This window comes from Psychrobacillus sp. NEAU-3TGS (assembly GCF_029955155.1).
Classification (GTDB): Bacteria; Bacillota; Bacilli; order Bacillales_A; family Planococcaceae; genus Psychrobacillus.
This window is the reverse complement of record NZ_JAPNOZ010000011.1, coordinates 641,852-666,769: the sequence shown is the minus strand read 5'-3', so window position 1 is coordinate 666,769 and position 24,918 is coordinate 641,852. Positions and strand designations below refer to the sequence as shown.

Below are 24,918 nucleotides of genomic sequence, written 5' to 3'. Positions count from 1 at the left end.
AATCACTAAGTTCAATGTTGGCTAATATAGCATTATTCATATACAGTCTTAAATTTGAAGATAAAGTTATCGAAGCACTTTCTCTCCTAATAAGTGTATCCATATTCATTCTACATCGACAAAATATAAAGAGAATTGTAAATGGAACAGAGAACAAAATAGTTGAAAATTAGTATTTGCTTGTTAAGCTACGGGTGCTCTACTTCAAAAAGAGGTAAAGCCTTTTTTATTGAACTAAAGGGGCAGTTTAGTTTTAGAGTGTTGTTTAACTTGTGTTCAGCAATCGGGCGCAATTCTCGAACTATGAATTGCGCTATTTCAACCAGAGATGAAGAAATATTCGACTAAAGGATATCCTTCTCATTAGAATTTCGATGTCAGTTCTTTGTTGGGTAAAGAAAATAGATTGGCATATTATTACCACCAGTTCTAAGTTTCTTACTGAACTAACGGGTGTTTTACTTCAAGGAGGCGTAAAGTCTTTTTTCTTATTGAACTAAAGGGGCAGTTTAGTTTAAGAAGGAATCCAATAAAGAACTACTTGATGGAGGTTTAACGAAATGATTATAGTGCCGAAAGAACATTTTAATATCATTAAAGAGAAAATTAAAGAAGCACCAACATTTGTATTTAGCGTTTTAGATTACATTATTAAAGGAACTGTACTTGCAGATTCCACTAATTATGAAGCATTGCTTATTAAAACAGATTCAGGGTTGTATTACGTTACAGGGCAATCATCCGAAGAGCTATTACTTAAGAACATAGTTAGAGTACATGAGGAATCAGTAAATCAAGGGAAAAGATTTACATTATTTTCTACTAACACTACTTGGAATCAAGCAATTGAGAAATGCCTCGATAATAAAGTAAGAAAAATACAACGTTATGGTTTCTCTTTTGATTTAGTGGCATATAAAAATAGAAAAAGAAGCGATATTAGTGAGTATGTTGTAACAAAAATTAATCAATATTTGATTGAACATTATTGGAATTTGATAAAAAATATTATGAGGAATATTGGGATACCACGGAGAATTTTCTTCAAAATGGGATTGGTTTTTGTGTGAAGGATGGAGAAAGGATTATCAGCGAAGGAGTTTCCATTTTTAAATCAAGTAATTATGCGGAAGTAGATATAATAACCGACTCAAATTACAGAGGAAAAGGGTTAGCAAGTATTGTAGGTGAACAATTTATAGATTATTGTCTTTCCCATAATATTCAACCTCGTTGGGATTGTGATGCTGATAATGTTGCTTCAATCAATTTAGGTAGTAAATTAGGGTTTAATAATCCAAAAGAATATACTGTCTATATTAAAATATAGTTCATTATGGTGGATATTAGTTAAGTAAATATTAAGAATTTTTACTCAACTAACGGGTGCTTTACTTCAATAAGAAGGCATTGCATTAGAGAGGGAATTGGAAGTTGGTGGATAGGGAAAAGAACCATTACTTTTATATTATACAGTGCGCCGTCTGCGTCGATAATGCGATTGACTGCGTCAGAATCAGCTGTGTTTCCCGTAGATGGAATCATCTTTTCTGGAAGACACTATCGGGCGAAACGACGATAATTCAGACATATAACTTGATTCCACAGGAATCTTTTGAGATTGCCGTCCAATTTGCGGCGTTATTAGGCAACTTGATATAGGTACCATCAATGTTTTAAGGAGACCAACGTTGGCATTCATTCAACCCTTTAGCGTCCCTTTTTAAACGTCAATAATGTGCCGCCAAACGACCGAGTAAATATCTTAAATGGGACGTATTCAGCTCTGATAATCGTCGGCCAATTGTCGAATGACTGATCGACTTTAATCCGATTTCTTCTAAAACTTTGGTGTAGAACAAAGTAATAATAATCGACGTACTAACATATCATTCAAAGGATTTATAAGTTTTTTCCATTGCGGAAGCTACTTAGCTTTGGACGAAGATATCCTAAGGTAATACATAATATTCAGAAAGATGTTGACATTCAGAAATAAGTAATGATATCCTATAGTAGAAAGATATTTAAATTAGAAATGGAGGTACGGAAAATGACTACAGTTAGAACTTCAAAAAATAATCGTATAGTGATTTCGTGCCCAACCGCTAATTATTTTTTTGTAAATAATTAATACGGACGGCATGTTTGCCGTTCTTTTTCTATGAGCACACGCTTATGTAAAAAAGCGTGTGCTCTTTTGTGTGCATTTTTAAAAACTTTGGTGTTTTCACGCAGTGCGTGTTGCATATATAAACAAAATAACAAGAAAAGGAGTGCTGGTGATGATGATCATAAAACAGCGAAGAAAGTTATTGAAAAAGGAATCTCTCGAAAGTGGATAGCACAGGTTGGGGAAGAAAAACCCCAGTTGACTAAAATGATGCTATTGGTTTAATCGGAAAAATAATAAATGAAGGAGGAACAAAAATGATGATACCAAAAAAGAGTGGTAAGCAAATTAATAAATTTGTAGGTAAAAATAAATTGGAGTCGCCAACACACTATTTAGGTGAAAAGTGGCTAACAGGAATGGTGCTAGCCACACCTTAACAATATAATTGGACTTCTCCTTAAGGAGAAAAATAATGTTTACGATGAACGATATAGAATATGTAAAGCAACGGATGGCTGATTTGGAAAAGGAAGCAAGACGATCTAAATTAGGACATAACTACCTATCTAGAAAAAAGAAAATCCAAAAATCTTTATTGAAAAGAGTCTTGAGTTTTTTTACACGCGAAAATTCAAAATAACTTTCAGAATTGGTAACGATAAGTTGACATAAAGTGAACCTTTAATCAGTGGTGCCAGTTAATACGGGATAAAGAATCCCATTGAATTCGCTATGGTGCTAGGGACGCCTCTCGCCATAAGCCGCTGGTCTGATGACTAGGCTTATCCCTGTTAAGGTTTCTGCACTTAGTTCGTTAGAAAGTCATTAGGTCGATTCATAGATAGTAGTCAATTACCTATTCATAACTAAGAATAGATCTCTAGCGCGTTTGAGTACGCACTAGAGATTTTTTTGATTAGAAATATCGATAATTAAGTGAGAGGTTCCCGCGTTTTAACACGATTTTTGCAGGAATTGGAGATATCCCCTTGAGTCTTTGGAGCTTAAGTTGTTCTCAGATATGCATTGTGAAATGTTACACTTCAACTAAAGTTGTAGTTTAGTTGAACAAGAAATTGGTGATTAACGGTAAAATGTTAAGGAGTTCTAAATTGACCTAATGGAGGAATGTTGTGAAGTCGATAAAGGTTTATCATTATGATGCGTTTAGTAAAGAACCTAATCGAGGAAATCCTGAGGGAGTAGTGTTAAATGGTGATGAATTGACTGATACTGAAATGCAAGAAATTGCTTTCAGAGTAGGCTTTAATGAGACTGCTTTTCCAGTTAAATCGGATGTAGCGGACCTTAGAATACGATTTTTTACACCCGGGCATGAAATGAATTTATGTGGTCATGCAACAATGGCATGTGTTTATGCTTTAAAAAGTAAAGGGTTATTGGGAGATAAAACAAAGTTAACAATTGAAACAAACGCTGGTATTCTAACGATTAAAATTAACACTCCTGTTGATAGTGAAATAGTTATAACAATGAAACAGGCTTCACCTCAATTCAAGGAATTTACAGGTTCAATTAAAATAACGGTTCAACTTAACTCGAATAACACACATTATAGAGATACTGCGCGGGTGAATAAAGTGTCCTCAGGATCTCCGCTGTAGGCCGGGCGCTTTCCGCCGGCTTGGCTTCAGCCGCTTCCTTCGCAACGCTCAGTCCAGGGTCTTCAGCTCAAGCTATTCCGGTTGGAGTCGCCACCCTTTCGCTACAATCCAGTAGAGTTTGCTAATTACTAAGACATGATGCACTTAATTCTATTGATTGAAGTGCAAGGAGACGACTCCTGTGGGATTAGCGAGACAGGTGAGACCCCGCACGTAGCGTTAGCGGAGAAGGAGGCTCACCGCTCGCCCCACGGAAAGCGTCCGCCTGGAGCGGAAATCATGGCGGACATCTTAGTATCTCTATAGGTCTAAAAGAATCAGACCTTCATGCTAATTTACCGATACTCTATGGAAGTACAGGTATTTGGACACTTCTAGTACCGATAAAACAACTTGATACTTTTAAAAAAATGAAACCAAATAATAAGCAGTTTCCTGAAATTTTAAAGGAAATGCCTAAATCATCAGTTCATCCTTTTTGTTTGGAAGCCTATGATTCTGATGCTGATATGCATGCTGGACACTTCTCGTCACCATACTCAGTTACTATTGAAGACGCAGTTACTGGTACAGCTTCAGGGGTAATGGATGCATTTTATGCTAAATACATAAATAACAATTTTAAAGAACAGTTAAATCTAATAGTTGAGCAAGGTCACGAAATTGAAAAAGATGGTCGGGTAATGGTACAAGTTTCTAACAATGAAGATAAATATGATATAGAGATTACTGGGAATGCAGTTTATGTTAAAGAATTCGATGTTTTATTAGAAAACTAATAGTTTGGTTAAAAGTGTTAAACTAACAGGGGCTTTACTTTAAGAAGGAGTAAAGCTTTTTTCTTATTGAACAAATGCAACAGGTTTGCTAAAAAAGAAAATGGGAGTTTTTATGTCACATTTGACATAAATAAAAGCTTAATTGAAATTCAGAAGGAAAACCACCTAAGCGAAGGAACTATATATACATTGGAATTAGCGTATCAATGCTAGTTTTAAAAAATTTATCACCTGAGAAGTCTATAAAAAACATTAGAAGTGTTTAGTACACAATACGTAGATTATTTGTATCAACTGAAGTTCAAGATTTCTTCTTACGATATGTCTTAATAAAAACAAGATAAATAAAGGCAATGTATGGAAGACTAATAACGGCGATTATTAGCATTGTATGCATGGGCTTCACCTCTTCTGAAAAAACAACAGAACCTAGATTCGCAAAATCCACAGAGCTTCCTAAGAATTGCTTTCGGTTCTGTGTATTGGCATTATGAACATTTGAATTGATATTCATACACAATTTTTCGACTGTTAAGAGACACTTTAATTATAATTGTTGATATAAGAAGCCTTAAAATAAGAGGCTTATGATTAAAAGTCTATCTTAATAAAAGAATTGCTTCCGCAGCATATAATAACGACAATAGTGGTTATTAGTTGTTGTGTACTAAAAGGTGTTTGAATATTACCAGTTGATTGCACTAGGCCAAGCATTTTATACTCTCCTAAATATCATCAAATACACCACTGATTTGTGAATGAACAAATACAAATGATCCTCTTACTGGTTTACAGAAAGTAAAAGGATTGAAAGGGTTGACATCATCGGTAAGTTTAAACGATAATATATTCACGTTGAATATAGGAGCGACAAAATGATTAAGTTATTGGTGCTTGAGTTGTTAAGTCGACGCCCCATGTCAGGCTATGAGATGAAACAAATACTGGAAAATACTGATGCCAAACGGTGGAGCGGCGTATTACCAGGTTCTATTTATAATGCAATAAAAAAATTAGATAAGGAAGGATATATCATCATTTCAAGCGTTGAAATGACAGGTAATCGGCAACGTTCTGAATACAAAATTACTCAAAAGGGACAAGATTATAAATTATTACTTATAAAAGATGCCCTATCCTCACCTATTCAATACAATGGTGATTTATATTCAGGGATTGGTTTTGCGTATCAATTAGATAATCGGTCTGCAATTTCAATACTTCAGGACAATATGAGCACTTTGAATACAGAAAAAAAAGTAATTATTGCAGGAAAGAAACAGAAAGAAATTGCGACTAATGGCGAATTATCTGAACTATCCTCAATTGTGATCAATCACATGATAAAAACAATTGAGTTGCAAAGTCAGTTGATTGAAAGTGTTATTGGTGTAATAAATAAAGGAAATAATTCCGATTAGATCGGTTTTATTTTTAATAACATATTCAACGTTGACTATGTAAGGAGGACTATATGGTACAAATGTCTAAAATAAATCCATTTTCTATCGACCACATTGTAGTGAATGTCGATCAGAAATATCAAGAAGATGTTCAATTTATTGAGGAAGTTAATCAGGTAGGGGTGCCTTATACACCCTCCAAAGGTAAAAAAAATAAAGGGTTTAAAGCCTCGAACTTATGGATAGGAGATGAATATTTCGAGTTTATCCATATTAAATCGAAAGACGGTGGTGGCTGGATCAAAGACTGGGTTGATAAGTATAATTCTGGTCACAGAGGTGTCATTGGACTATTTCTCAAAACAAATAATATTGAAGAAACTACTGAATTATTGAGTAGCCTTGGAATATCTGGTCCTGAAAGAATTAGTTTTCGCTTTTTTTATAATCTAATTAACTTTTCTGCTAAGTGGCAAAATGCATATCTCCCCTATTTTGATACAGTACCATTTCAATTAGGGTTTCAGCAGGTCGATACTCCAAAGATTGAAAAGAAAATGCGCCAGCGAATGGTACCAAACAGTAATACAAAGGGTATCGATGGAATAAAGTCAGTTGAATTTTTCGGACCATTTACAAATCGAGACTTCGAATGGTTAAAAAAAGTATTCCACTGCATTAGTAAAGATTCCAATCAAATTGATATTCCACTTAAAAATGGTCAATCAATCCATTTTTATAATAGTGATATTATTGAAACACGCGTGCTACTTGATTCTAAGGGCAAAATACTACCCCCGTTACTAATAGAAAACCTAAGAATATTGAATTTTTAGGGATTTATATGACTTTCCTATAAAGGAGACCATTTCCATGTCTGACCAGAGAAAAATAATACAACTGCATTTTGATCAAATGTCTTAACGGACAATTGAATCTTCCCTTGTCATACTAGGTGCACGATTATCGAGATTATTAAGCGTTCAAAAGCTTAAGGAATTAATGAGTTAACAGATGAAATGGAAAATGAGTGGTTATTTGAGCCTGTGTATCCTGAAAGACAAATCTTTGAACGAGGTTATTGCCCGATAAACTGGAATTATCTCCATAAAGAACTAATGAAAAAGAATGTTACCCTTCAGCTCTGCCATCGTGAGTAAGTAGAAAAATCTCGACAATCAAATATGTTTCCATACTCATACATTAGCTTTTGTCGGCGGTATAAAGAGTATACTCGTAAATATGAACTGATGATACCTATTAAACGTAAACCTGGAGGATTGTAGAACTAGATCGGGCTGGATCTTTCTTATATGTTCAGTATCGAGAAATAGGTGAACCAGAAAAAGCGCACATTTTTGAGGCAATCTTGGATATATAAAGCGACTTAAACAAAGTAACTAAAGATACAACGAAATTGCAAACATGGCAGTTTAGTTCAGGAGGTTATTTTTTCATTTCTATAGAATATGTATAAAATGAACAATCCAAAACTAACATGAGGTGGATTAAAATTGGATAAAAGAGTTCAATTCGACTTTGAAATTGATTTTACTAATGGTGGAGGAATACAAGGGCAGGAATTTCGTCTTGATATTGATGGAGTTGACATTTCTGACGAAGAGTTAGCTAAGTATATTGTAGAGGATATGAGGTTGCTAATGGTTGGTGAAGTCAGGATACTTAACAAAAAAATAATTAATGAAAAACATAAACGAAGACCTGCTGATGAGAATTCTGAGCAATAACCTCAAGCAAAATGTAAGAGACCCAAGGATCCTTTTGAACGGGAAAGATAAATTTTAGAAAAGGGTTGATGATTGAGTTCCATATAAGGTGGCTTTTCTTGTTCAATTAATGGGTGCTTAGAGGAACGAGGTTGTATTGGTAGTTAAGTTAAAGAAGAAAATGGGAGTTTTTATGTCGCATTTGACTCAAACGAGAAAAAAGAACTGTGCCAAAAGGACAGTTCAATCAATAAGTATCATTGTGCATTCTTTAGAGGAGAAATGACTTTGTTATAAAATAATCTTTCCCATTTGGCTAACAAACCTTTCCCATTTTCACCACGTTGTATTTCTATTTCGTGGTTTTTATGAAATACTGCTCTTCGTTTATGATGATTTCTATGCCATTGATGGAGAGCTGGTTGTTTCATTTTAATTCCTCCTCCGATTATTTCTATAATTATATCTCTAGTATGGATAATTACAAAGTTCTTTTTATCAACAAGTTTTGATGAAAATTTAACGAGTGCTTTACTTCAAGAAGGAGTAAAGCCTTTTTGTTTATTTAACTAAAAAAGCAGGTAATTTGAACAAGTAAATATATTATTGGTAATTATAAATGAGATGTTTACTTAAAAGAGGAACTTCAAATCGTTTCAAACGTATGAAAGAAACGGGGCAAGATGAATAATTATAAACAGGAATATAGGAGGTATGAAATTTGAAAATCCAAAGAATAGATCATGTAGGTGTAATCGTAAATGATCTCTCTTCCGCTAAAGAGTTTTTTCTCGATTTTGGACTTGAGGTGAAGGGGGAATGGGAGATGGAAGGGGACTTGATGGGATATGCTGTTGGGCTTACCGACGCTAAAGTAGCGTGTGTTGGATTGGGAATGCCAGACGGTCAGACATGGATAGAACTAATCCAATTTTATGCACCGTCAGATGAAAAAGGTATTCAGCAAACCTTTGCAAATACGCTGGGTATCAGACATATTGCATTTACTGTTGAAGATATGGAAGCTGTTCTTGCCAAATTAGAAAAAAAGGGTACGGAAATCTTTAGTGGCATACAGCGATATGAGGAAAGTTATAAATTATGCTACGTTCATGGCCCTGAGGGAATTATTTTGGAGTTGTCTGAGGAAATAAAATAAGTAATGTCAATTAAAATGATAGTAGGACTCTTTGTTACTTTCTAATTTTTTGTTTGAGGTGATCAATATTAAAATCCTGTTTATATGCAGTAAAAACAAATGGCGAAGTCCAACAGCGGAAAAGGTATTTCATCAATTTAATGGCTATGATGTGAGATCAGCAGGAACAGAGGCTGCAGCTCGGATTAAGGTTACGAACGGACACATTGGATGGGCTGACATTATATTTGTGATGGAAAAAAAGCATTTAAGACGATTAAAAGACAGGTTCGGTTCTCTGCTTCATAATAAAAAGATTTGGAACTTAGACATCCCAGACGATTATGAATATATGGACGAAGAGTTAATTGAAATTTTGAAAGCTAGAGTGGGAGAATATATTATTGTTCCGGAGTAGCATTCATGAATATTGAATTTAGGAGTTAGGGTCGTTTTGTAACTATTTTTATTCAGCTAAAGCATCAGGTTAGTTGGATAAGAAAAGAGAGAAAAAAGGGGATTATATACTATGAAAAAATGGATAAGGATTCTACCGTTACTTGTTATAATCATTGTGCTTTTTATCTTTAGTGGATACAGGTTTACTGCATTAAGTGCTGCAAAAGGTAATTCCTTTCTATTAAAAGATGCGGAGTTAGTGGAAGAATATGATACAGGTAAATCTACTTTATTTTTATTTAAGAATGATAATGAAGAGGTATTTCAAACAGTCTTATCTGAAAAACATGGATTATTACATAGAAGCCGGGTATCTACCAACGTACCAATCAGTGCAGATGAAATTCAAACTGTAAGCATTTTTAGCTTCACAGGAGAAGATGAAGCAGCCACATTGTTAAGTGTCATCTCTAATGAGAGGGAAGTTGCATATATAGTGGCGGGTGTAGAACCTGATATAGAAAGAAAAGCAATTCAAAAAGGAGAGCGTATCTCGTTCTTATTTTCATTTAGCGAACAAGTGGAATCGTTAAATGCAACTGCATTTAATGAAGAGGGGAAAGCTGTTTTTTATTATGGTCTTCCCAAAAACGTTAGTCAGGTACATATTCCCGAGGATTTAAAGTGGCATAAAATTGATGATGATGAATGATTGGTTAGAAAATCCATTTAAATGGAATAGGTGAGGTGAAAATTATAGCTAGTCTTTTAGAGCGTCTTTATTTCTAGCAGTTTTATTTAGTTTGATTGTATTTTTGATGATTTTATTTGGGCTTGTTATTTTAAAGTTTTTTTTAACTTTTTGTGCTATCATACTTTGGGTTTTATTTGCTTGGGCACTTATAAAAAAGAAGTAATTCGTTCAATGGAACGGTTTTGAAAATGATAACAGTTTGGAGGAATTATGAGAGTCTTATTAGAGTTAATACGAATTATCGTCTTATTTGCTATTGTTGGTACAATATTAGGTGGTCTTTTGTCAAATATATATTTAGAAATAGGCATTAATACAGAAAAATTTGGTTGGATGGGTTTCACCGCTGTTTTTATTCTCATATTTGTACTGTACAGAAATAAATGGCAATTTAGCGGATGGTATAAAGGGAAAGGCAGAGAAAAACTACCGAAAAGATTTTCTCAAGTACTGATTTTCAGTTCGATTAGCCTCTTATTATTACCACCAGTTCTTAGTTTCATATTTTAACTAAGTAAAATGACCATTATGTCGAAGGACTTATGTAAAAGAATTATTCTAATAGAAAAAGGGGCATTGGACATGACGATAACGAAAGAAAAGAGTGAATTATTGGAATGGGTGAAAGCAATAGGGATTGCTATCTTATTTGTCTGGGGAGTTCGATTTTTTATATTAACACCTATTGTGGTTGATGGTGCTTCTATGATGCCGACGTTTGAAGATGGTGACAAGGTAGTAGTGAACAAAATTAGGCCAAGATTGACGGAGTATAAGCGATTCGATGTGATTGTATTTGAAGCAAAGGAAGATACAAATTATATTAAACGTATTATTGGTATTCCTGGTGACCGCATCGCTTACGAAAACGATGAACTTTCTATTAATGGTAAGAAGTATGAGGAACCTTACTTAGAAGAATATAAAAACGCTTTGATAGACAGTGGTACCCTTACGGAAGACTTTACTTTAGAAGAAAATCTAGGTGAATTAACCGTGCCGGCTGGATACTTTTTTGTACTAGGAGATAATCGCCGTTATAGTACAGATAGCAGAGACACTCGAGTTGGATTTGTATCGATGGAAAAAGTTTTAGGGACTGCAAATATGGTTTACTTTCCTTTAGATAATTTTAAGTTAATAAAATGACCAAGTAAATCCGTAAACCGACAATCATGAATTGAAAATGTAAAAACTCTAGTATAGTCAGTTGGTAGAAATTATCAATTGGCTTCTTTTTGGAGTTAACTTCAAAGGAATAACCAATCTCATTTATACACTATGGATTTGCTAAAGTTAGGTCTAATAATTAAAGTGTGGGGATGATTTCGTGTTTAAATACAATGTATGTTTTTTAAAGAGTAATGAGCGAATCTTAATGTTGAATCGTGAAAAGCCCCCAATAATGGGCGTGTGGAACGGCGTTGGGGGTAAATATGAAGCGGGAGAATGTGCTGATGAAGGTGCAAAACGGGAAGTATTCGAAGAAACAGGCATTAAAGTAAACGAATATTATTCAAAGTGTGTAATCACATGGAGTAAAAGTGATGAGGAAAAAGAGGGATTACATGTGTACTTATTCGAAGTAAATGAGACGTTAGGAAATGAACCTATACAAAAAACAAGAGAAGGAATTCTCGATTGGAAAGAAATTGAATGGATCATGCACCCGAATAACCTAGGGATTGCTGAAATGGTAACTCAGTATTTACCTGTTCTATTAGCAAAAGAAGGCGATTACCAATTTGAGTACATAGATGGGATAGTAAAACTCATGAAGACTTCAACAATAGCACGGAGGTAAGTATGAAATATTTCATAAAAGAAGAAAACCCTAACAATCCATATCAAATTTTTAAGTATAAGAAATATGAAATATCACTAAAGGAAATATTGCTCTTTAAGCAGCACAAAACAGAATCGGTAACCTATGCCTTATATACTGAGGAAGGGATCGTCTATTTACTAACAAGTGTTTCAGTTATGAATAATTGCATCTGTGGTTATGGTACCTATGGAAAACCATATTGCAAAATGGAAGAGATTAATAGTTACTCTTTAGATAAATTAGATCAGGATGCATACAACTGGTATATGACGCAAGCGAGATAATGCATGAAGATGAAGCTTGTAATAGATGGCCTTATTCTATTTCGAATCAGTTAATAATATAAAGCAAAATTGGAGGATGGATAATGGATAACAGCGGATTGTTCAAAGATTTTAATTTTAAATTAGTAGTAATTGAGGCTTTACTAGAGAAAGAGCCACTATTTTTAGGGGAATTAACGGACTTACAAAATAAGTATACAAACAGCTTTGAATGGTATTGTGGAGAAGGACCCATAGTTGAAATCAAGGAATATCTAGAAGAGTTGACTTTGGAAACAAGTGACTTGGACAAGATTGAGTACCTCTGCTTCGATGGGGGTAATGAAATTTATCATATCCTAAAACCAGATTGGGATGGTGAGGATAGTTTATTTGATGTAACATCCATTGAAGGATTTCAACATCTAATAAATTTGAATACTGTGGATTATATCTCGATGTGTTATCCAGAAGTGTTAGAGCCATTCAAGCAAGCAGGGATTGAAATTATGTATTAATGAGGGTAGAGCTATTGTAGCAGGGAGAGAAAAAAATGAAAAAAACACTGAAGTACTCATTAATCGCTATTGTTTCTTTTTTCTGATTTTGTTCGGATTCTACATATTATTGAGATGGGTTAAGCAAGGAGAATTTTTAAAGTACGAAAATGGAGTGACGATCGAAGTTTATAATTCAAGTGAACAACCAATAACGGATTTAAACTTCTATTTTGCGTTTGATCGCAATCTTGTACATTAGGATGTAGGGACGATTAATGTATTAGAGCCTGGAGAATCCACGAGTCTTTATAATTACCAAATAAACGACACGGGTAATGATAGAAGTTTATACTTACATTATCCCATCAACAAAACCAAAGCGAATGTTGAGAGTCTTGCTTATTTAGCATCTTATAAAACAAGTAAAGTGGTAGTTATTTTGGAGATAAAAGGAATTGATAACACGGGGAGACTTTTATTTAGGGTAAGCGGATATGAAGATGTTTTTGGAAAATATGAATTGATTTGACTTCCACAAGAGAGTGATTGTTTACACGGTACTATGGAGTGCTGAAGATGATTCACCAGATGAATATAAAAAATATGATAAAGGAATTACAAAAATCCTTTCTGATCTTACATTTTCATTTAGTATGAGACGCTGGTTCTTTCAGATTAATAAAATCCAAAGGGGGCAGCTTTTTTTATTCTAAATTATTTCACAAAAGAGAATTAACTTAATTAAAAGACAATAGTGCACATAAGGTTGTGCAGGGTTAACAAATCAGAATTTTCTGTTGTTTGTCATTAACAATATGGCTACTCTTTATTGGCTAAATGGTCTAGCGACACAAGCGTGATAACCTAGTATAATAAGCATTTAATGCAGGCTGATGGTTTGATTAGCAAACAATCTAGTCATATGTCTGTAAAAAATTAACTTATTGGAGGTTACAAATGGAAAAGGAAACAAATATCAAAAAGAAGAAGTTTCAGCTTCCGCATATTTATGTCATTCTATTTATTTTCAGTGCGCTTGCAGCCATTTCGACTTACTTTATTCCAGCAGGTGAGTTTGAGCGTGTGCCAGGTCCTGAAGGAAGAACAGCGATTGATCCGAACTCATTTTCCTATGTGGAATCTGCACCAATTGGTATAGCTGATTTCCTTACTGTTATTCCACGTGGACTGATTGATGCGGGGGAAATTGTATTTTTCACGTTTATTATCGGTGGTATGTTTATGGTACTGAAGACAACTGGAATCATTGAAGTAGTTGTAGACAGGCTGGCCAACCGTTTTGCCCAAAATAGTATTTTACTTATTCCGATTTTAACCATCGTATTTGCGATTGGAGCAACTTTAATCGGAACACCTGAACTTTCGTTAGTATACATACCTGTTATTATGCCATTAATTATTGCGTTAGGATACGATTCCATTGTGGCTGCTGCGATTGCTCTAGTCGGTACGGTAGTCGGATTTACTACTGGGATTTTAAACCCGATCAACGTTGGGTTATCGCAAAAAATTGTAGGTATTCCGGTTTTTTCAGGAATAGAAATGCGTCTCATTCTTTTTGTTGTCTGTATATCAGTCGGCATCTATTTCATCATGCGCTATGCAAAAATGTACAGAAGAATCCTTTAAACAGCTATGTGTATGAGGATGACCAAGAAAAAAGAAAACTGTACAAGCAGAAAGAAAAAATTGAAGCGAAAAGTATGAACACAAGACAAAAATACGCTTCGGTTGTTGCTCTTCTTTTCCTTGGGATGTTAGTGTTTGGTGTGCTTAAGCTCGGCTGGTTCATGGTAGAGATGGCAGGTCTGTTTATCTTTATGGGAATTGTAGTCGGCCTGATTGCTGGACTTAACGCAACTCAGATTTCTAATGCCTTTACGGAAGGATTCCGTGATGTGCTTATGGGAGCCATTATTATTGGCCTTGCCCGGTCTGTCGCTGTTGTGCTTGAAGACGGTCAAATTATGGATACGATCGTTTACAACCTGGGATCCCTAGTCGGTGAAATGCCATCTGTGCTCGGTGCAGTAGGAATGTATTTAGTCCAGTTGACTATTAACTTTATCATCCCTTCTGGAAGTGGACAGGCCTTAGTAACGATGCCGATTATGGGGCCACTTGCAGACATTATCGGTGTGACTAGACAGACAGCTGTTCTTGCATTCCAGCTCGGAGACGGCTTTGCCCATATTCTATTCCCTACATCTGGTTACTTTATGGCTGCACTCGTTATCGCCGGCGTTTCCTGGCAGAAATGGATTCGTTTCTATATGCCACTATTCCTTGTATTTTCAGGAATTGGCGTTGTCACTTTAGTTATCGCTCAAATGATTCAATATACAGGCTGAGAGCATTAGATTTGAATAAGAAAAAAGCTTATATCCATTTCTTTTCCATCTTATAATTTCTGTCAAAGCATAGTTATCGGATTAACCCCTTTTCCATTCGTGGAAGAGGGGGTTTTTTATTCTTCAAGTACAAAGTGACAAGGAGAGTTAAATAGATAAACCTCCCCATATTAACCTATCAGAAATGCAAGATCACAACACAATAAGCAGTATTTTTTTGCACTGCTTTTTTATATGATAGAAATATAACCAAACGTAAATATGATAAGTCTTGTTATCCCCCAGCAATTCTTATCGTACTGCGTACATAAAGGAGCCAAGTATTATGCATAATAGTCCAATTTAACCTTTCCATTTTTTCAAAGACAATTTTGAAAAATGGGGGATTAAATTGAAATTAAATCGTAATTTTCATTATTTACTTGTAGGGCTATCACTAGCAAATATAGGTGATGTTATATATATCGTCGGTGTTATTAGCATGATTTACAGTTTAACTGAATCAGCTACCTCATCTGCTTTCGTTCCTTTTACTATTACTTTTTCTATGTTCATTTCAAGTGTTCTAACACCACTGCTAATAGGTAAGTTTAATTTGAAACACTTAATAGAAGATAAATTTTAAGTCATTACGAATTTAATATTTAGGTAAAATTATTAGACATTTTAAAAAATGAAGGAATTGGAAATTATAGATTATCGCGAAGAGGTCGAAGAAGGTTTTACGTTGTAGAGTGTTAGCTTATTTACATCCATCTATGTATAAGGATGTTCAAACGAAGTAGCCTATTTTTGAAAGGCGTCATCTAGAAGTGATAAAAAAATTGAATAAGAACGTTTTTATCGAGCAATAGGTTATTATAAACAGTTATAAGGGGAAATGAATATGAACGATTTATTTAAAATAGACTGCGGTGAAATAATCTTAAGAGAATTTAGAATAGAAGATGCAGATGCAATTTATGAACTGACTTCACAACCTGAAGTTTATGAGTTTTTGCCAGATTGGCGTTCGACTAGAGAACAAAGGTTTGACTGGGTTTCGAACTATGAGATACCAGACAATAAAAAGTTTTTAGCAAATGTTCCTAACATAGGTGAAGGATGGCTGAAGTTGGGAATTGTTTTAAAAGCAACGGAGGAATTTATAGGTTTCTGTAATACGGGTATTAAAGAGCAGCTAAGTGGCTCAAATCGAGAAATTGCTTATTCTATTTCTAAGCATTATAGAAATAAGGGGTACGCAACACAAGCGGTAAAAGGTTTAGTAAATTATCTCTTAGAAAACACGGATGTGGAACAATTAAATGCTGTGGTTCTTCCAAGGAATATAGCATCCAATAAAGTAATAGAAAAATGTGGTTTTCAACTAAACGGAAATGTTGAGATTGATGAACAACTGCATTATCATTACACGCTAACTAAAAAATAATGGATGAATTAAAATTATACAAACGAGTGCTTTAACAAAATAGGGAGGAACAACCTTTGTTATGTTTTAACTAAAGGCGTAATTTTGTTGAAGTTTATGGTTTCACTTAGTTCAATGTTCTAGGCAGATAAGATGTTGATTGGGCAAGTTACATATAACTATATTAGATTATTTGGTTTATCTGAAGGGAGTTTTGCCATTTCGCTCACTCTTTCAGTCAAATCGTTCAGTTTTTTGTCTATACGGTCAAACCCCTTGTCCATTCCTTCAAGATCTTCATCGAGTTTGCTATCCGTCTTACCAAGAGTTGTATCCATCTGGCGCAATAATTCTAAAATCTTTTCACTGTTAATCTTCTCTTTTTCCATTTATCATCACCTCATATTCAATATAATAGAATACACAAGGAGAACTAAGCAAAGATATCATATAATGTTACCAATAGCTTAGGAAATAATTTTTTCTTCTCTTACAAATGACTTCCCTCTACTAATTGTCTCTAAACGCAGTATTTCTGATATGTGTTATTAATTTGGCTGCTACAAAATGTTTCCAGTGTCAATAGGTAAGTAATAATAGAATAGAAGTCAAAAATTTATTTGCTAGAAACAAGAAGTAAAGGGAGATTCTTTTTTGGCGAGGTACAATTATATACGACGACAGTATTATTAGCCTTTTAATCTTTTGTCCAGATTAGGATGTATCCAAACACTTTCCACTTCGTTTCTGCTTAACTGATCCGTATCATCTGATTCGTATATTTCTCCATTTGTTAATCCCTTAATAAAACTTTCAAAATCTTTAGCGAGAAAAGTAATTTTATAATCGTTTTCTTGATCCACATGTACTACGCATGGTTCTCCTGTTGGCCCACATTTTCGATAATCAAGAAAAATCATATCATGACCAGCAGAAGGGCAATCACAGATAGCAATTCCTATGTCTGGATACTCCCATTCATCAATCCAAAACTTGCTACCAAACTCTCCACCTAGTGAGCAATTTTTTTCATATCCTATCCCATAAATGCCGGATATAGAGATGTGGTCCTCTGCCCAGCTTGTTGGAGTCCTGGTGGAATGACAGTCTTTCGTAGGAATACCGCCATTCCGTTGTTTCATTAACCAGATATAGGACGCCGGCAATTTATAGCCTAATTCGGTTTCAATCCGCTGGATAAGCCTTGCTGTAGGAGGATTAGAAGTGTATTCATTTCTTGCGTATTCCCTCTCATCCCAAAAATTCTCGAAACTAAACCCCTCAAAATAATTCATTTTCATCCTTCTCCTTTCTCTTTAACTAGGCTGCGTATTAATAATAATTTTGCCGTCAATTTGTGTATATCCTATCAAACTATTAATGCTAATATTAACATAAGTATTCGAAATATTATGTAACTAAAGAAATCGATAAGATTCTGAAAGTGTTTGAAAGGATGTCAAATTAGTTAATGAGAAAAGTAGGTGAGGGTCTTAATGAAAAGAGTAATCCTTTTGTTTTTTCTATTAATATTTACGACAACATCCGTACATGCACTAACCTGGGCATATTCTTTTGTAGTTTGGAATGGAAATGTTTATGAGGTCACTAAGGAAAAGATATCAGAGAATGAAATTGGTCAGCAATTGGGTGAAGTAAAAACAAGACCGAATGATGCGACTGGAAGCTATTATGGGGACGCCTCCAATGCCTATCCAAAAGGAACGAAATACTTCGAGGTAAATGGAGTATCAACTGAAACGTCAATTGCTGTTGAAGTTGCAGACAACCAATGGGTAAAAGCAGTCTATGTCCACGAAGCACCTTTTCATTGGAGGAGTTTCCTTACAAAAGCTCTTCCCGTTCTAGTTCTTTTCGTAGTGGGCATTGCTTTTTTGCAGCATTGGAAAAAATGGAGAACTTAGTTTCATTAACGGGGCTCTACTTCAATAAGGAGCAAGATACACTATGAAAAGCTTCTTTAATAATAGAATCAGGGGGACTAAATAATAATGAAAATGAAAGTAAATCGCAATGAATTGCAAACGAACGTAGACATTTGGAATGCTGTTTTATTAGCCTATGGAGAATTTGTTTTTCCGACAGATAACGTGAGAACGAACGATTTCATCCTATTGTTTAATTATTATTGTGAGCTTGAAAGTGGTGGGCATGAAAGCTTATTCAATTGGTTTTCAGAGCATATGAAGGAGATGGGTATTCAAACGTACTTAAATAAATTGACGAAAATGCTAGAAAAAGTTGGCGCTCATAAATACGCAGAATTAGAAAAGAAGTATTTGGAGGAATTATGGAGATTATTTTTAGTGGTAGAAAATAGTAGAAGTGAAGAACCTCATTATGAAAGTTTGGAAGAGGAATTTTACATTCTTATTGAAAAAGCAGATAGGGAGTATAGAAGTCTTGGTGAGGAATTAAGTGAGCGATTAGGTGAATATGCCACTGAAATGTATACGGAGATAATTGAGATAGTGGAATAATAGGTGTGCTTGGCCGACTAATGGGACAGGTTAGTCAAGAAAAAAGAGGGGAAATAGTGAGAGATTATTATGTTAGAAGTAAGACCATTAGAAAATATTGATTATGAATTGATTAAGGAATCGGAAAAAGTTATTGAAAAAAATTATAGATACGGACGACATCATATTGGTTCAGCAGTAAGGACGAAAACGGGAAATATTTACTCAGCGGTCCACGTTGAAGCAAATGTAGGAAGAATTACAGTATGTGGCGAAGCGATGGCTATCGGTAAGTCTGTATCGGAGGGAGATTATTGAAAAATGTTGGGTTGTTGCACCATGTGGTATGTGTCGTGAGTTTATAAGTGATTATAGAAAAATAATGATGTAATCATTTCTTATAAAGGTGAGTTAGTAAAGTGCAATGTAATGCAACTACTACCAGAAAAATACAAGTGATACGGAATGACCTTATTCAAATAACGGGTGCTATAACAGAACAGGGATGTTAGTAGATAGTCCTTATTGATTTTCGACTAACGCAGCAATTTACCTGAAGAAGACTACTGCCAAAATATCAGTATTTGAGATGATTGTGATTGTACACAAGAATGGGGGGAGTTATGATTTTAAATTTATTTGGTTTCTTGATATCTTTCATTACCGTTATATTATTTTTGATTTTATGTGCAAAGATCATAAATTCATTTATTAAAAAGAAACCTTTTCCTAAAAAGTTACTGTTTGGATCGTTGTCGGGAGTTGTTCTGGTATCTTCAATCTATATATATGAAATGTACTTTTTTACATTTAGTGAAATTGACAGGGAATTTACCCAAAAGGGTCCTGGACCCATAATTTCCCCCAATGAAGTATACACCGCTAGTGCTTATTATGAACCATATGGTGGTGCAGCAGGCGGTGTTAACGTTTGGGTTGAAATCACAAACAATAAGGAGAACTATAAGGTTCAAACTGTTTATTATAGTGATGCAAAAAGCGATTTTTCTATGGAATGGATCGATGAAAATACGTTGAACATTTTAAACGACGAACCTGATTATCCATTTTCAAATAGAAGTATCGAATTAGAAATCGGTAAAGAGATTTATCACGAAAATGGTTTGGCTTGTATAAGTTTGTTAATGAAAGACGAATATGAAACTTGCTACCAAAACTAATACTAATTGCACTAACAGATGCTTTACTTCAAGAAGGAGTAAAGCTTTTTTATATTAGAGCAGCAGGTTTGTTGAATAATCTAGCATTGATGGTAGGCTCTATGAATAGTTTAAATAACATTGAAATATTCTGAAACTTTTAGAAGGTTTAATCGTAGATTTAGTTACTAATTTTTTTGAGAAGTGATGAAGGAAAGAGATACATTTATTCCAGTTTAATTTGCATACTATAGAAGTTTTTATGGGGAAATAGGTGGATGTACAAACAAGAACCAGTAATATCAAATTGTTCAATTCATTGTATAAAGGAGCGGTGTTTGACATTAAGCTGGAAAAAAGCTTTTTCTTCTTACACTAGTACGGTACTTTAGTTCAATAACAAGACAAAGACAACAAGTAAATTATTAGAAGGAGTGCTGTGATTGAGAGTTTTTTCTAAACTTTTTACAAGTACAAATATTAGTAGCAAGAATATGTTTCTTGGTTTTTTGATTTTGTATACGATTATTTCAGATATAGCCCCTAAAATATTCGTTATTGCAATTACTACAATACTTTTTTGGTTAGCTAATTCATTGCAAGTTACCAAAGAAAACTGGAAGTAATACACCGCTATACTTACAAGATTTTAATCTAGTTATATTTGTAGATAGTATTGGAACAACTATTACTGCCGTACTTACTTCTTTAATGGCTGTGCATAAGAAAATTATGAAACAAAGAAGGTGATCCGATGCGAAAAATTCCGAATAAACGTGCACAAAGTGTGAAGGTGAAACAACGTTCAACAATTACATTTCGTATGAACATATTGTTTTTCTCGATATTTATACTTTTTACAGTGCTAATTCTAAGATTAGGCTATTTACAAATCGTTAAAGGAGAAGAGTATACAAGTAAATTGGCCCAAGGTGAAGAATTCCCGGTAAATACTAGTGTACCCCGTGGTCGAATTTTCGATAGTGAAGGACGGATTATGGTTGATAATCTTCCATTACGAGCTATAACGTATACAAAGATGCAAACAACGAAGTCCAAAGAAATGTATAAGATTGCGGAAAAATTAAGCATTTTAATAGAAAAGAAACCAAACAATATTACCAAGAGTGATTTACAAGATTTTTGGTTGAAAAAATATCCAGAAGAAGCACTTGAGTTGGTCACGGATAAAGAGCGTAATGCAATAGAAGCAGATGAAGAATTAGATAAAACAGAGAGGAATAGAGCAATCGACCGTTTGACTCGAAGTCGAATTACGGAAGAACAGTTAAATTCTTTTAATCCAGAAGAATTAGAAGTAATTGCTATATTTAGAGAAATGGCCTCTGGATATGCACTATCTCCTCAGCTTATTAAAGGAGATGACGTAAAAGAAGAGGTTACTGTGGAAGAATTTGCACGAGTCTCAGAAAGGCTGGGTGAATTAGAGGGAGTTAATACGACAACGGATTGGAGAAGAGTAAAAACTTCTTCCCTAGCTATATTAGGCTCCACTACATTGCCAAAAGCAGGTATTCCAAAAGATCGATTAGATTATTTTCTATCTAGAGGCTATTCTCGAAATGACCGTGTAGGTACAAGTTATATTGAACAACAATATGAGGAAGTGCTTCAAGGTCAAAAAAGTGTGATCAAAAATATTACGGATGGAAAAGGAAGAGTTAAAGATATTCAGACAGTTTACGAAGGTAAACCTGGAAGAGATTTAGTATTAACAATGGACAGTGAAGTTCAATTTGCGCATGAAGGAATACTAGCAGAAGAACTTCTTAAATTTAGTAAAAACAGCGGTGGTCAATATTTGCAAAATGCTTATTTTATCATGATAGATCCTTATACTGGGGAAGTACTTTCTCTAGTAGGCAAACGAATTGGAAAAAACGAAGAAACAGGTGCAAAAGAAATAAATGACTACGCATTTGGCGCATTTACTAACGCATATGAAGTAGGATCCACTGTGAAGCCAGGTACTATACTTACAGGTTATCGTGAGGGTGTATATCCAATCGGAGGCTCATTGGTTGATGAACCGATCCGAATAAAGGATTCGCAACCAAAAAGTTCCGTATTTAACCGTTCCGGAAGTGTACGAATGAATGACTTACAAGCGCTCGAGCGTTCTTCCAATGTATATATGTTTAAAACAGCATATGGAGTGGCAGGTAGAACCTATAAACCGAATCAGCCTATTAATTTTGGGACAGATGCATTCCTTAAAATGAGAAGTGGTTATGCACAACTTGGACTGGGAGCATTAACAGGTATAGATTTGCCTGGAGAAGTGAGCGGAAGTACAGGTGGATTTGAAGATGGTAAGCTGTTGGATTTAAGCATTGGACAGTTTGATACGTACACTACATTGCAATTAGCCCAATATGTCTCTACGCTTGCTAATGGTGGGAATAGAATTCAACCACATGTAGTCAAGGAAATTAGAGAGCCTTCTGAGGATGGCATCCAGCTTGGTAACGTAGTAAAAGAAATTACGCCAACTATATTAAATACAGTAGATAACTCACGTGAGGAAATTGAACGTGTTCGTCAGGGTATGAGACTTGTATATTTTAGTCGAGGGGGAACGGCGAATAAAGCCTTTGGAAGTGCTCCATTTACTGGGGGAGGAAAGACAGGCACAGCTCAAGCTAGTTACTTTGATGCAGAATTATGGCGATCATTTAGTACTGTAAACTTAACCCATGTCGGTTTTGCACCATATGATAATCCGGAAATAGCATACGCACTCGTTATCCCACACGCTTCGTTGGAATCATCATATAAAACAAATTTTTCTACACCTATAGCACGAAGACTTGTCGATAAATATTTTGAGATTAAGCAAAAAAAACAATGCGACGTCTGTAAATAATTCCACTTCAGCTTCACTGATAAAACCAGCATTTACAAGTGCGAAGATAGATGAAGAAGAAATAGAGGAATAACTATCCAAAACAAGCTAGTGTTAGATACAATTGTCTCAAAAATTGTGTTAAAAGAATATGATACGGCAATAAAATGGTGGATTAATAAAAAATGATTGATCGTGAAATATACACGATCAACCATTTTTAGTTAACAACTCCGGAGGTAGGACTCGAACCTACGACCAACCGGTTAACAGCCGGTTGCTCTACCACTGAGCTACTTCGGAATAGTAGATATCTTACAAAGCTTATTATGAACTAAGTGTTTATAAAATATACAACCTTACACGAAAAGATAGTCAAAAAAACAACTAATATAAACCGACCATAATGCGAACTGCAAATTATAAATTGTATATCATAACAAAAGATAAAATGCATACTTACCCACTATATTGTTCTAAGAAAGTTGAAATATGTTGTTATACTTGTGTTCAAAATCAACGAATGGCAGAGGAATTCAATGGATGCTTTGATGTTAGATGGATGGACTCCTATATTGCTTTGCGGAAATGTGTTTGCAATTGGGATGTTTGTTACGTCCCGTAAGGTTTCAAGAAAGTCTTTATTTTCTACCTCTACTGTATTAAGTCTGATTTGTATAGGTGTGATTATTTATAGCGTATTCGGAGTTGGTGGTTGGGAAGGTATGGGACTGGGTTTATTTATGATTACTATTTTAGTAGGCATCTGGATAGGTACTGTTATTGGTGCTCTCTTAAGCAGTTCAAGTTTATAAGAATTACATCTTATTTAAAAAATAATACAAGTAAGGAAGCACCTACTATCTGGGAGCTTCCTTATTTTTATCGATCATACTTTTTGTTCATAAAACTCATTTAATCTGTTCTATTTTTGGAAAATCTGGATTTTCTAAGAGATTCTTACCACCTTGCATAAGATATAAGTAGAGACTTCCGTTAGGTATGATCGTTGCTTTCAATAGCTGACCAGTCTCCTTAGAATAGAAATAATGATCATTATTAGTTGTTGGTGTAAGAAATTTAAAACCATTGTAATCATTAAATAACTTGTCAAAGTAACCTTCATCTACGTTCAAGAATATTATTGAATCTAATTTTTCTTGATAAAAATAAAATCTCGCAATACCATCATAATCCAATATGAAGTCTGCCCCACTGCCATCCTCATGATCATCTACAGTATAATTATCACCTAAACGTTCTATTACTGTTGATTGAGAGTCACCTAGTGTTACTCCATTAAGATATAGAAACCCTTGTTCTTCGGAAAATGTGGGTTTGGTTAGATCTAATTGTAGATCGGTAGCTGATTGTTGTTCTTTTTCTAACCATATTTCGTTGAAGACAAACAGCATTGCGCTCATGGTTAAAACAGCCGTGATTACTACATAACGCCATTTGAGTTTTGATTTCCTTGAAGTATTTTCTAATTCATTCACTACATTTCGCATGACACGCTTTTTACTGGTTGTTAAATCCTTCACTTCTTCAGGGATATAGTTATTCATTTAAAAGTACCTCCCATTCTATTCCTTTCAGTTGATTTCTTAATAGTTCTTTCCCGCGCCTCAATCTGGTTTTAACTGTACTTTCTGGAATAGATAAAAGATGAGCCACCTCTGTAATCGTCATTTCGTTAAAATAGAAATAAATGAGAACTTCTCGCTGTTTTATGGGTAATGCTAAAATCGCTTCGCCAATTATTGCTTGCTCGTCTTTTCTAACCAGTTCGTCTGCATTTCTTTTCCCTACTGTTAAAAAAAATTTGTTCTGTAGTTGGATTTTTCTATAGGCCCAGCTTTTTAAATAATCCTTGCTTTTATTGACAGTCATTTTTGTTAAATAAGCCTTTAACTCTCCGCGTTCTTCATAAGAATTCTGCATATGATAAAACTTTATGAATACTTCTTGTACAATGTCCTCTGCCGCCTGTATATCCTTCACGTAGTAATAAGCCAAGCGTATTAAGGATTCTGTATATTGAAGCATTAACTCTTTTAAGTCATGAATAGTTAGCAAAATCATAACTCCTTTCGT

At 34.6% G+C, this 24,918-nt stretch carries 28 protein-coding genes, 1 tRNA gene and 4 pseudogenes; 27 read left to right on the top strand and 6 right to left on the bottom strand.

Annotation, left to right across the window (positions count from 1 at the left end; translation table 11 throughout):
- Nucleotides 1-560: 560 nt before the first annotated feature.
- From OR571_RS16190 to OR571_RS16150, 9 genes and pseudogenes are all read left to right on the top strand, one after another.
- Nucleotides 561-1,070: a GNAT family N-acetyltransferase gene (locus OR571_RS16190; RefSeq protein WP_282244164.1), complete on the top strand. Its 510-nt coding sequence runs from the start codon at nt 561-563 to the stop codon at nt 1,068-1,070.
- Entirely contained in the window at nt 989-1,330 is a 342-nt protein-coding gene (locus OR571_RS16185) for a GNAT family N-acetyltransferase (protein WP_481900400.1), read from the top strand. Before OR571_RS16190 ends, OR571_RS16185 begins: the two co-directional genes overlap by 82 nt.
- 1,100 nt (nt 1,331-2,430) lie before the next feature.
- Nucleotides 2,431-2,553, top strand: a complete 123-nt coding sequence (locus OR571_RS16180; RefSeq protein WP_282244160.1) for a hypothetical protein — start codon at nt 2,431-2,433, stop codon at nt 2,551-2,553.
- A gap of 35 nt (nt 2,554-2,588) precedes the next feature.
- Nucleotides 2,589-2,756, top strand: coding sequence for a hypothetical protein (locus OR571_RS16175; RefSeq protein WP_282244158.1), 168 nt, complete (start codon nt 2,589-2,591; stop codon nt 2,754-2,756).
- Nucleotides 2,757-3,249: 493 nt separating this feature from the next.
- Nucleotides 3,250-3,669 (top strand): annotated as a pseudogene (locus OR571_RS16170) (PhzF family phenazine biosynthesis protein); the annotation flags it as partial.
- A gap of 362 nt (nt 3,670-4,031) precedes the next feature.
- Nucleotides 4,032-4,520 (top strand): annotated as a pseudogene (locus OR571_RS16165) (PhzF family phenazine biosynthesis isomerase); the annotation flags it as partial.
- An 875-nt stretch (nt 4,521-5,395) separates the two neighbouring features.
- On the top strand, nt 5,396-5,941 hold the full coding sequence (locus tag OR571_RS16160) for a PadR family transcriptional regulator (RefSeq protein ID WP_282244156.1): 546 nt from the start codon (nt 5,396-5,398) through the stop codon (nt 5,939-5,941).
- A 53-nt stretch (nt 5,942-5,994) separates the two neighbouring features.
- Complete coding sequence (locus OR571_RS16155) at nt 5,995-6,759, top strand: VOC family protein (RefSeq protein ID WP_282244154.1); 765 nt, start codon at nt 5,995-5,997, stop codon at nt 6,757-6,759.
- Nucleotides 6,760-7,437: 678 nt separating this feature from the next.
- Nucleotides 7,438-7,671, top strand: coding sequence for a cyclase (locus OR571_RS16150; RefSeq protein ID WP_282244152.1), 234 nt, complete (start codon nt 7,438-7,440; stop codon nt 7,669-7,671).
- A 236-nt stretch (nt 7,672-7,907) separates the two neighbouring features.
- Here OR571_RS16150 and OR571_RS16145 read toward each other — a convergent pair whose 3' ends face one another.
- The gene (locus tag OR571_RS16145) at nt 7,908-8,081 is read right to left on the bottom strand and encodes a hypothetical protein (protein WP_282244150.1); all 174 of its coding nucleotides are present in this window, start codon (nt 8,079-8,081) and stop codon (nt 7,908-7,910) included.
- Between the two features lie 290 nt (nt 8,082-8,371).
- On the opposite strand from OR571_RS16145, the gene OR571_RS16140 reads away from it, so the two are divergent.
- The 11 genes and pseudogenes from OR571_RS16140 to OR571_RS16085 all read left to right on the top strand — a co-directional run bounded on the left by OR571_RS16140 (nt 8,372) and on the right by OR571_RS16085 (nt 16,336).
- Nucleotides 8,372-8,809 (top strand): VOC family protein, encoded by a 438-nt coding sequence (locus OR571_RS16140; RefSeq protein WP_282244148.1) that lies wholly within the window; start codon nt 8,372-8,374, stop codon nt 8,807-8,809.
- 67 nt (nt 8,810-8,876) lie between these two features.
- On the top strand, nt 8,877-9,206 hold the full coding sequence (locus OR571_RS16135) for a low molecular weight protein tyrosine phosphatase family protein (protein ID WP_282244228.1): 330 nt from the start codon (nt 8,877-8,879) through the stop codon (nt 9,204-9,206).
- A 111-nt stretch (nt 9,207-9,317) separates the two neighbouring features.
- Nucleotides 9,318-9,899 (top strand): hypothetical protein, encoded by a 582-nt coding sequence (locus tag OR571_RS16130; RefSeq protein WP_282244146.1) that lies wholly within the window; start codon nt 9,318-9,320, stop codon nt 9,897-9,899.
- A gap of 252 nt (nt 9,900-10,151) precedes the next feature.
- Complete coding sequence (locus tag OR571_RS16125) at nt 10,152-10,451, top strand: hypothetical protein (RefSeq protein WP_282244144.1); 300 nt, start codon at nt 10,152-10,154, stop codon at nt 10,449-10,451.
- A 78-nt stretch (nt 10,452-10,529) separates the two neighbouring features.
- Nucleotides 10,530-11,090, top strand: a complete 561-nt coding sequence (gene lepB, locus OR571_RS16120; RefSeq protein WP_282244226.1) for a signal peptidase I — start codon at nt 10,530-10,532, stop codon at nt 11,088-11,090.
- A gap of 181 nt (nt 11,091-11,271) precedes the next feature.
- Nucleotides 11,272-11,745: an NUDIX hydrolase gene (locus OR571_RS16115; RefSeq protein WP_282244142.1), complete on the top strand. Its 474-nt coding sequence runs from the start codon at nt 11,272-11,274 to the stop codon at nt 11,743-11,745.
- Between the two features lie 2 nt (nt 11,746-11,747).
- Entirely contained in the window at nt 11,748-12,053 is a 306-nt protein-coding gene (locus OR571_RS16110; RefSeq protein ID WP_282244140.1) for a hypothetical protein, read from the top strand.
- An 83-nt stretch (nt 12,054-12,136) separates the two neighbouring features.
- Nucleotides 12,137-12,550, top strand: coding sequence for a DUF6892 domain-containing protein (locus OR571_RS16105; RefSeq protein WP_282244138.1), 414 nt, complete (start codon nt 12,137-12,139; stop codon nt 12,548-12,550).
- A 939-nt stretch (nt 12,551-13,489) separates the two neighbouring features.
- Nucleotides 13,490-14,904: pseudogene (locus OR571_RS22975) on the top strand (YfcC family protein).
- A gap of 391 nt (nt 14,905-15,295) precedes the next feature.
- Nucleotides 15,296-15,529, top strand: coding sequence for a hypothetical protein (locus tag OR571_RS16090; protein WP_481900399.1), 234 nt, complete (start codon nt 15,296-15,298; stop codon nt 15,527-15,529).
- A gap of 261 nt (nt 15,530-15,790) precedes the next feature.
- Entirely contained in the window at nt 15,791-16,336 is a 546-nt protein-coding gene (locus tag OR571_RS16085; RefSeq protein WP_282244133.1) for a GNAT family N-acetyltransferase, read from the top strand.
- Between the two features lie 158 nt (nt 16,337-16,494).
- Here OR571_RS16085 and OR571_RS16080 read toward each other — a convergent pair whose 3' ends face one another.
- Together OR571_RS16080 and OR571_RS16075 are read right to left on the bottom strand one after the other, a co-directional pair.
- A complete protein-coding gene (locus OR571_RS16080; RefSeq protein WP_282244132.1) occupies nt 16,495-16,704 on the bottom strand; it encodes a hypothetical protein in 210 nt (69 codons plus the stop codon).
- Nucleotides 16,705-17,004: 300 nt separating this feature from the next.
- Nucleotides 17,005-17,610 carry an SMI1/KNR4 family protein gene (locus OR571_RS16075; protein ID WP_282244130.1) on the bottom strand — a complete coding sequence of 202 codons (606 nt, stop codon included), beginning with the start codon at nt 17,608-17,610 and terminating at the stop codon, nt 17,005-17,007.
- A gap of 201 nt (nt 17,611-17,811) precedes the next feature.
- Between OR571_RS16075 and OR571_RS16070 the strand changes: the two genes are divergently transcribed.
- The 6 genes and pseudogenes from OR571_RS16070 (at nt 17,812) to OR571_RS16045 (ending at nt 22,842) form a co-directional block, all read left to right on the top strand.
- A complete protein-coding gene (locus OR571_RS16070) occupies nt 17,812-18,240 on the top strand; it encodes a hypothetical protein (protein WP_282244128.1) in 429 nt (142 codons plus the stop codon).
- Between the two features lie 87 nt (nt 18,241-18,327).
- Nucleotides 18,328-18,816 (top strand): DMP19 family protein, encoded by a 489-nt coding sequence (locus OR571_RS16065; protein WP_282244127.1) that lies wholly within the window; start codon nt 18,328-18,330, stop codon nt 18,814-18,816.
- A 69-nt stretch (nt 18,817-18,885) separates the two neighbouring features.
- Nucleotides 18,886-19,254 (top strand): annotated as a pseudogene (locus OR571_RS16060) (cytidine deaminase).
- A 164-nt stretch (nt 19,255-19,418) separates the two neighbouring features.
- Nucleotides 19,419-19,976 carry a DUF5412 family protein gene (locus OR571_RS16055; protein WP_282244126.1) on the top strand — a complete coding sequence of 186 codons (558 nt, stop codon included), beginning with the start codon at nt 19,419-19,421 and terminating at the stop codon, nt 19,974-19,976.
- A complete protein-coding gene (locus OR571_RS16050) occupies nt 19,961-20,110 on the top strand; it encodes a hypothetical protein (protein ID WP_282244124.1) in 150 nt (49 codons plus the stop codon). Before OR571_RS16055 ends, OR571_RS16050 begins: the two co-directional genes overlap by 16 nt.
- A gap of 599 nt (nt 20,111-20,709) precedes the next feature.
- Nucleotides 20,710-22,842, top strand: a complete 2,133-nt coding sequence (locus tag OR571_RS16045) for a peptidoglycan D,D-transpeptidase FtsI family protein (protein WP_348775051.1) — start codon at nt 20,710-20,712, stop codon at nt 22,840-22,842.
- Between the two features lie 210 nt (nt 22,843-23,052).
- Here OR571_RS16045 and OR571_RS16040 read toward each other — a convergent pair.
- A tRNA-Asn gene (locus OR571_RS16040) sits at nt 23,053-23,124 on the bottom strand.
- Between the two features lie 236 nt (nt 23,125-23,360).
- Here OR571_RS16040 and OR571_RS16035 point away from each other — a divergent pair.
- Entirely contained in the window at nt 23,361-23,636 is a 276-nt protein-coding gene (locus tag OR571_RS16035; protein WP_282244123.1) for a YesK family protein, read from the top strand.
- A gap of 96 nt (nt 23,637-23,732) precedes the next feature.
- Here the strand turns inward: OR571_RS16035 and OR571_RS16030 are convergent, their stop codons facing one another.
- Together OR571_RS16030 and OR571_RS16025 are read right to left on the bottom strand one after the other, a co-directional pair.
- Nucleotides 23,733-24,389, bottom strand: coding sequence for a hypothetical protein (locus tag OR571_RS16030; protein WP_282244121.1), 657 nt, complete (start codon nt 24,387-24,389; stop codon nt 23,733-23,735).
- Entirely contained in the window at nt 24,382-24,906 is a 525-nt protein-coding gene (locus tag OR571_RS16025) for a sigma-70 family RNA polymerase sigma factor (RefSeq protein WP_282244119.1), read from the bottom strand. The genes OR571_RS16030 and OR571_RS16025 overlap by 8 nt, the downstream gene beginning before the upstream one ends.
- Between the last annotated feature and the right edge of the window lie 12 nt (nt 24,907-24,918).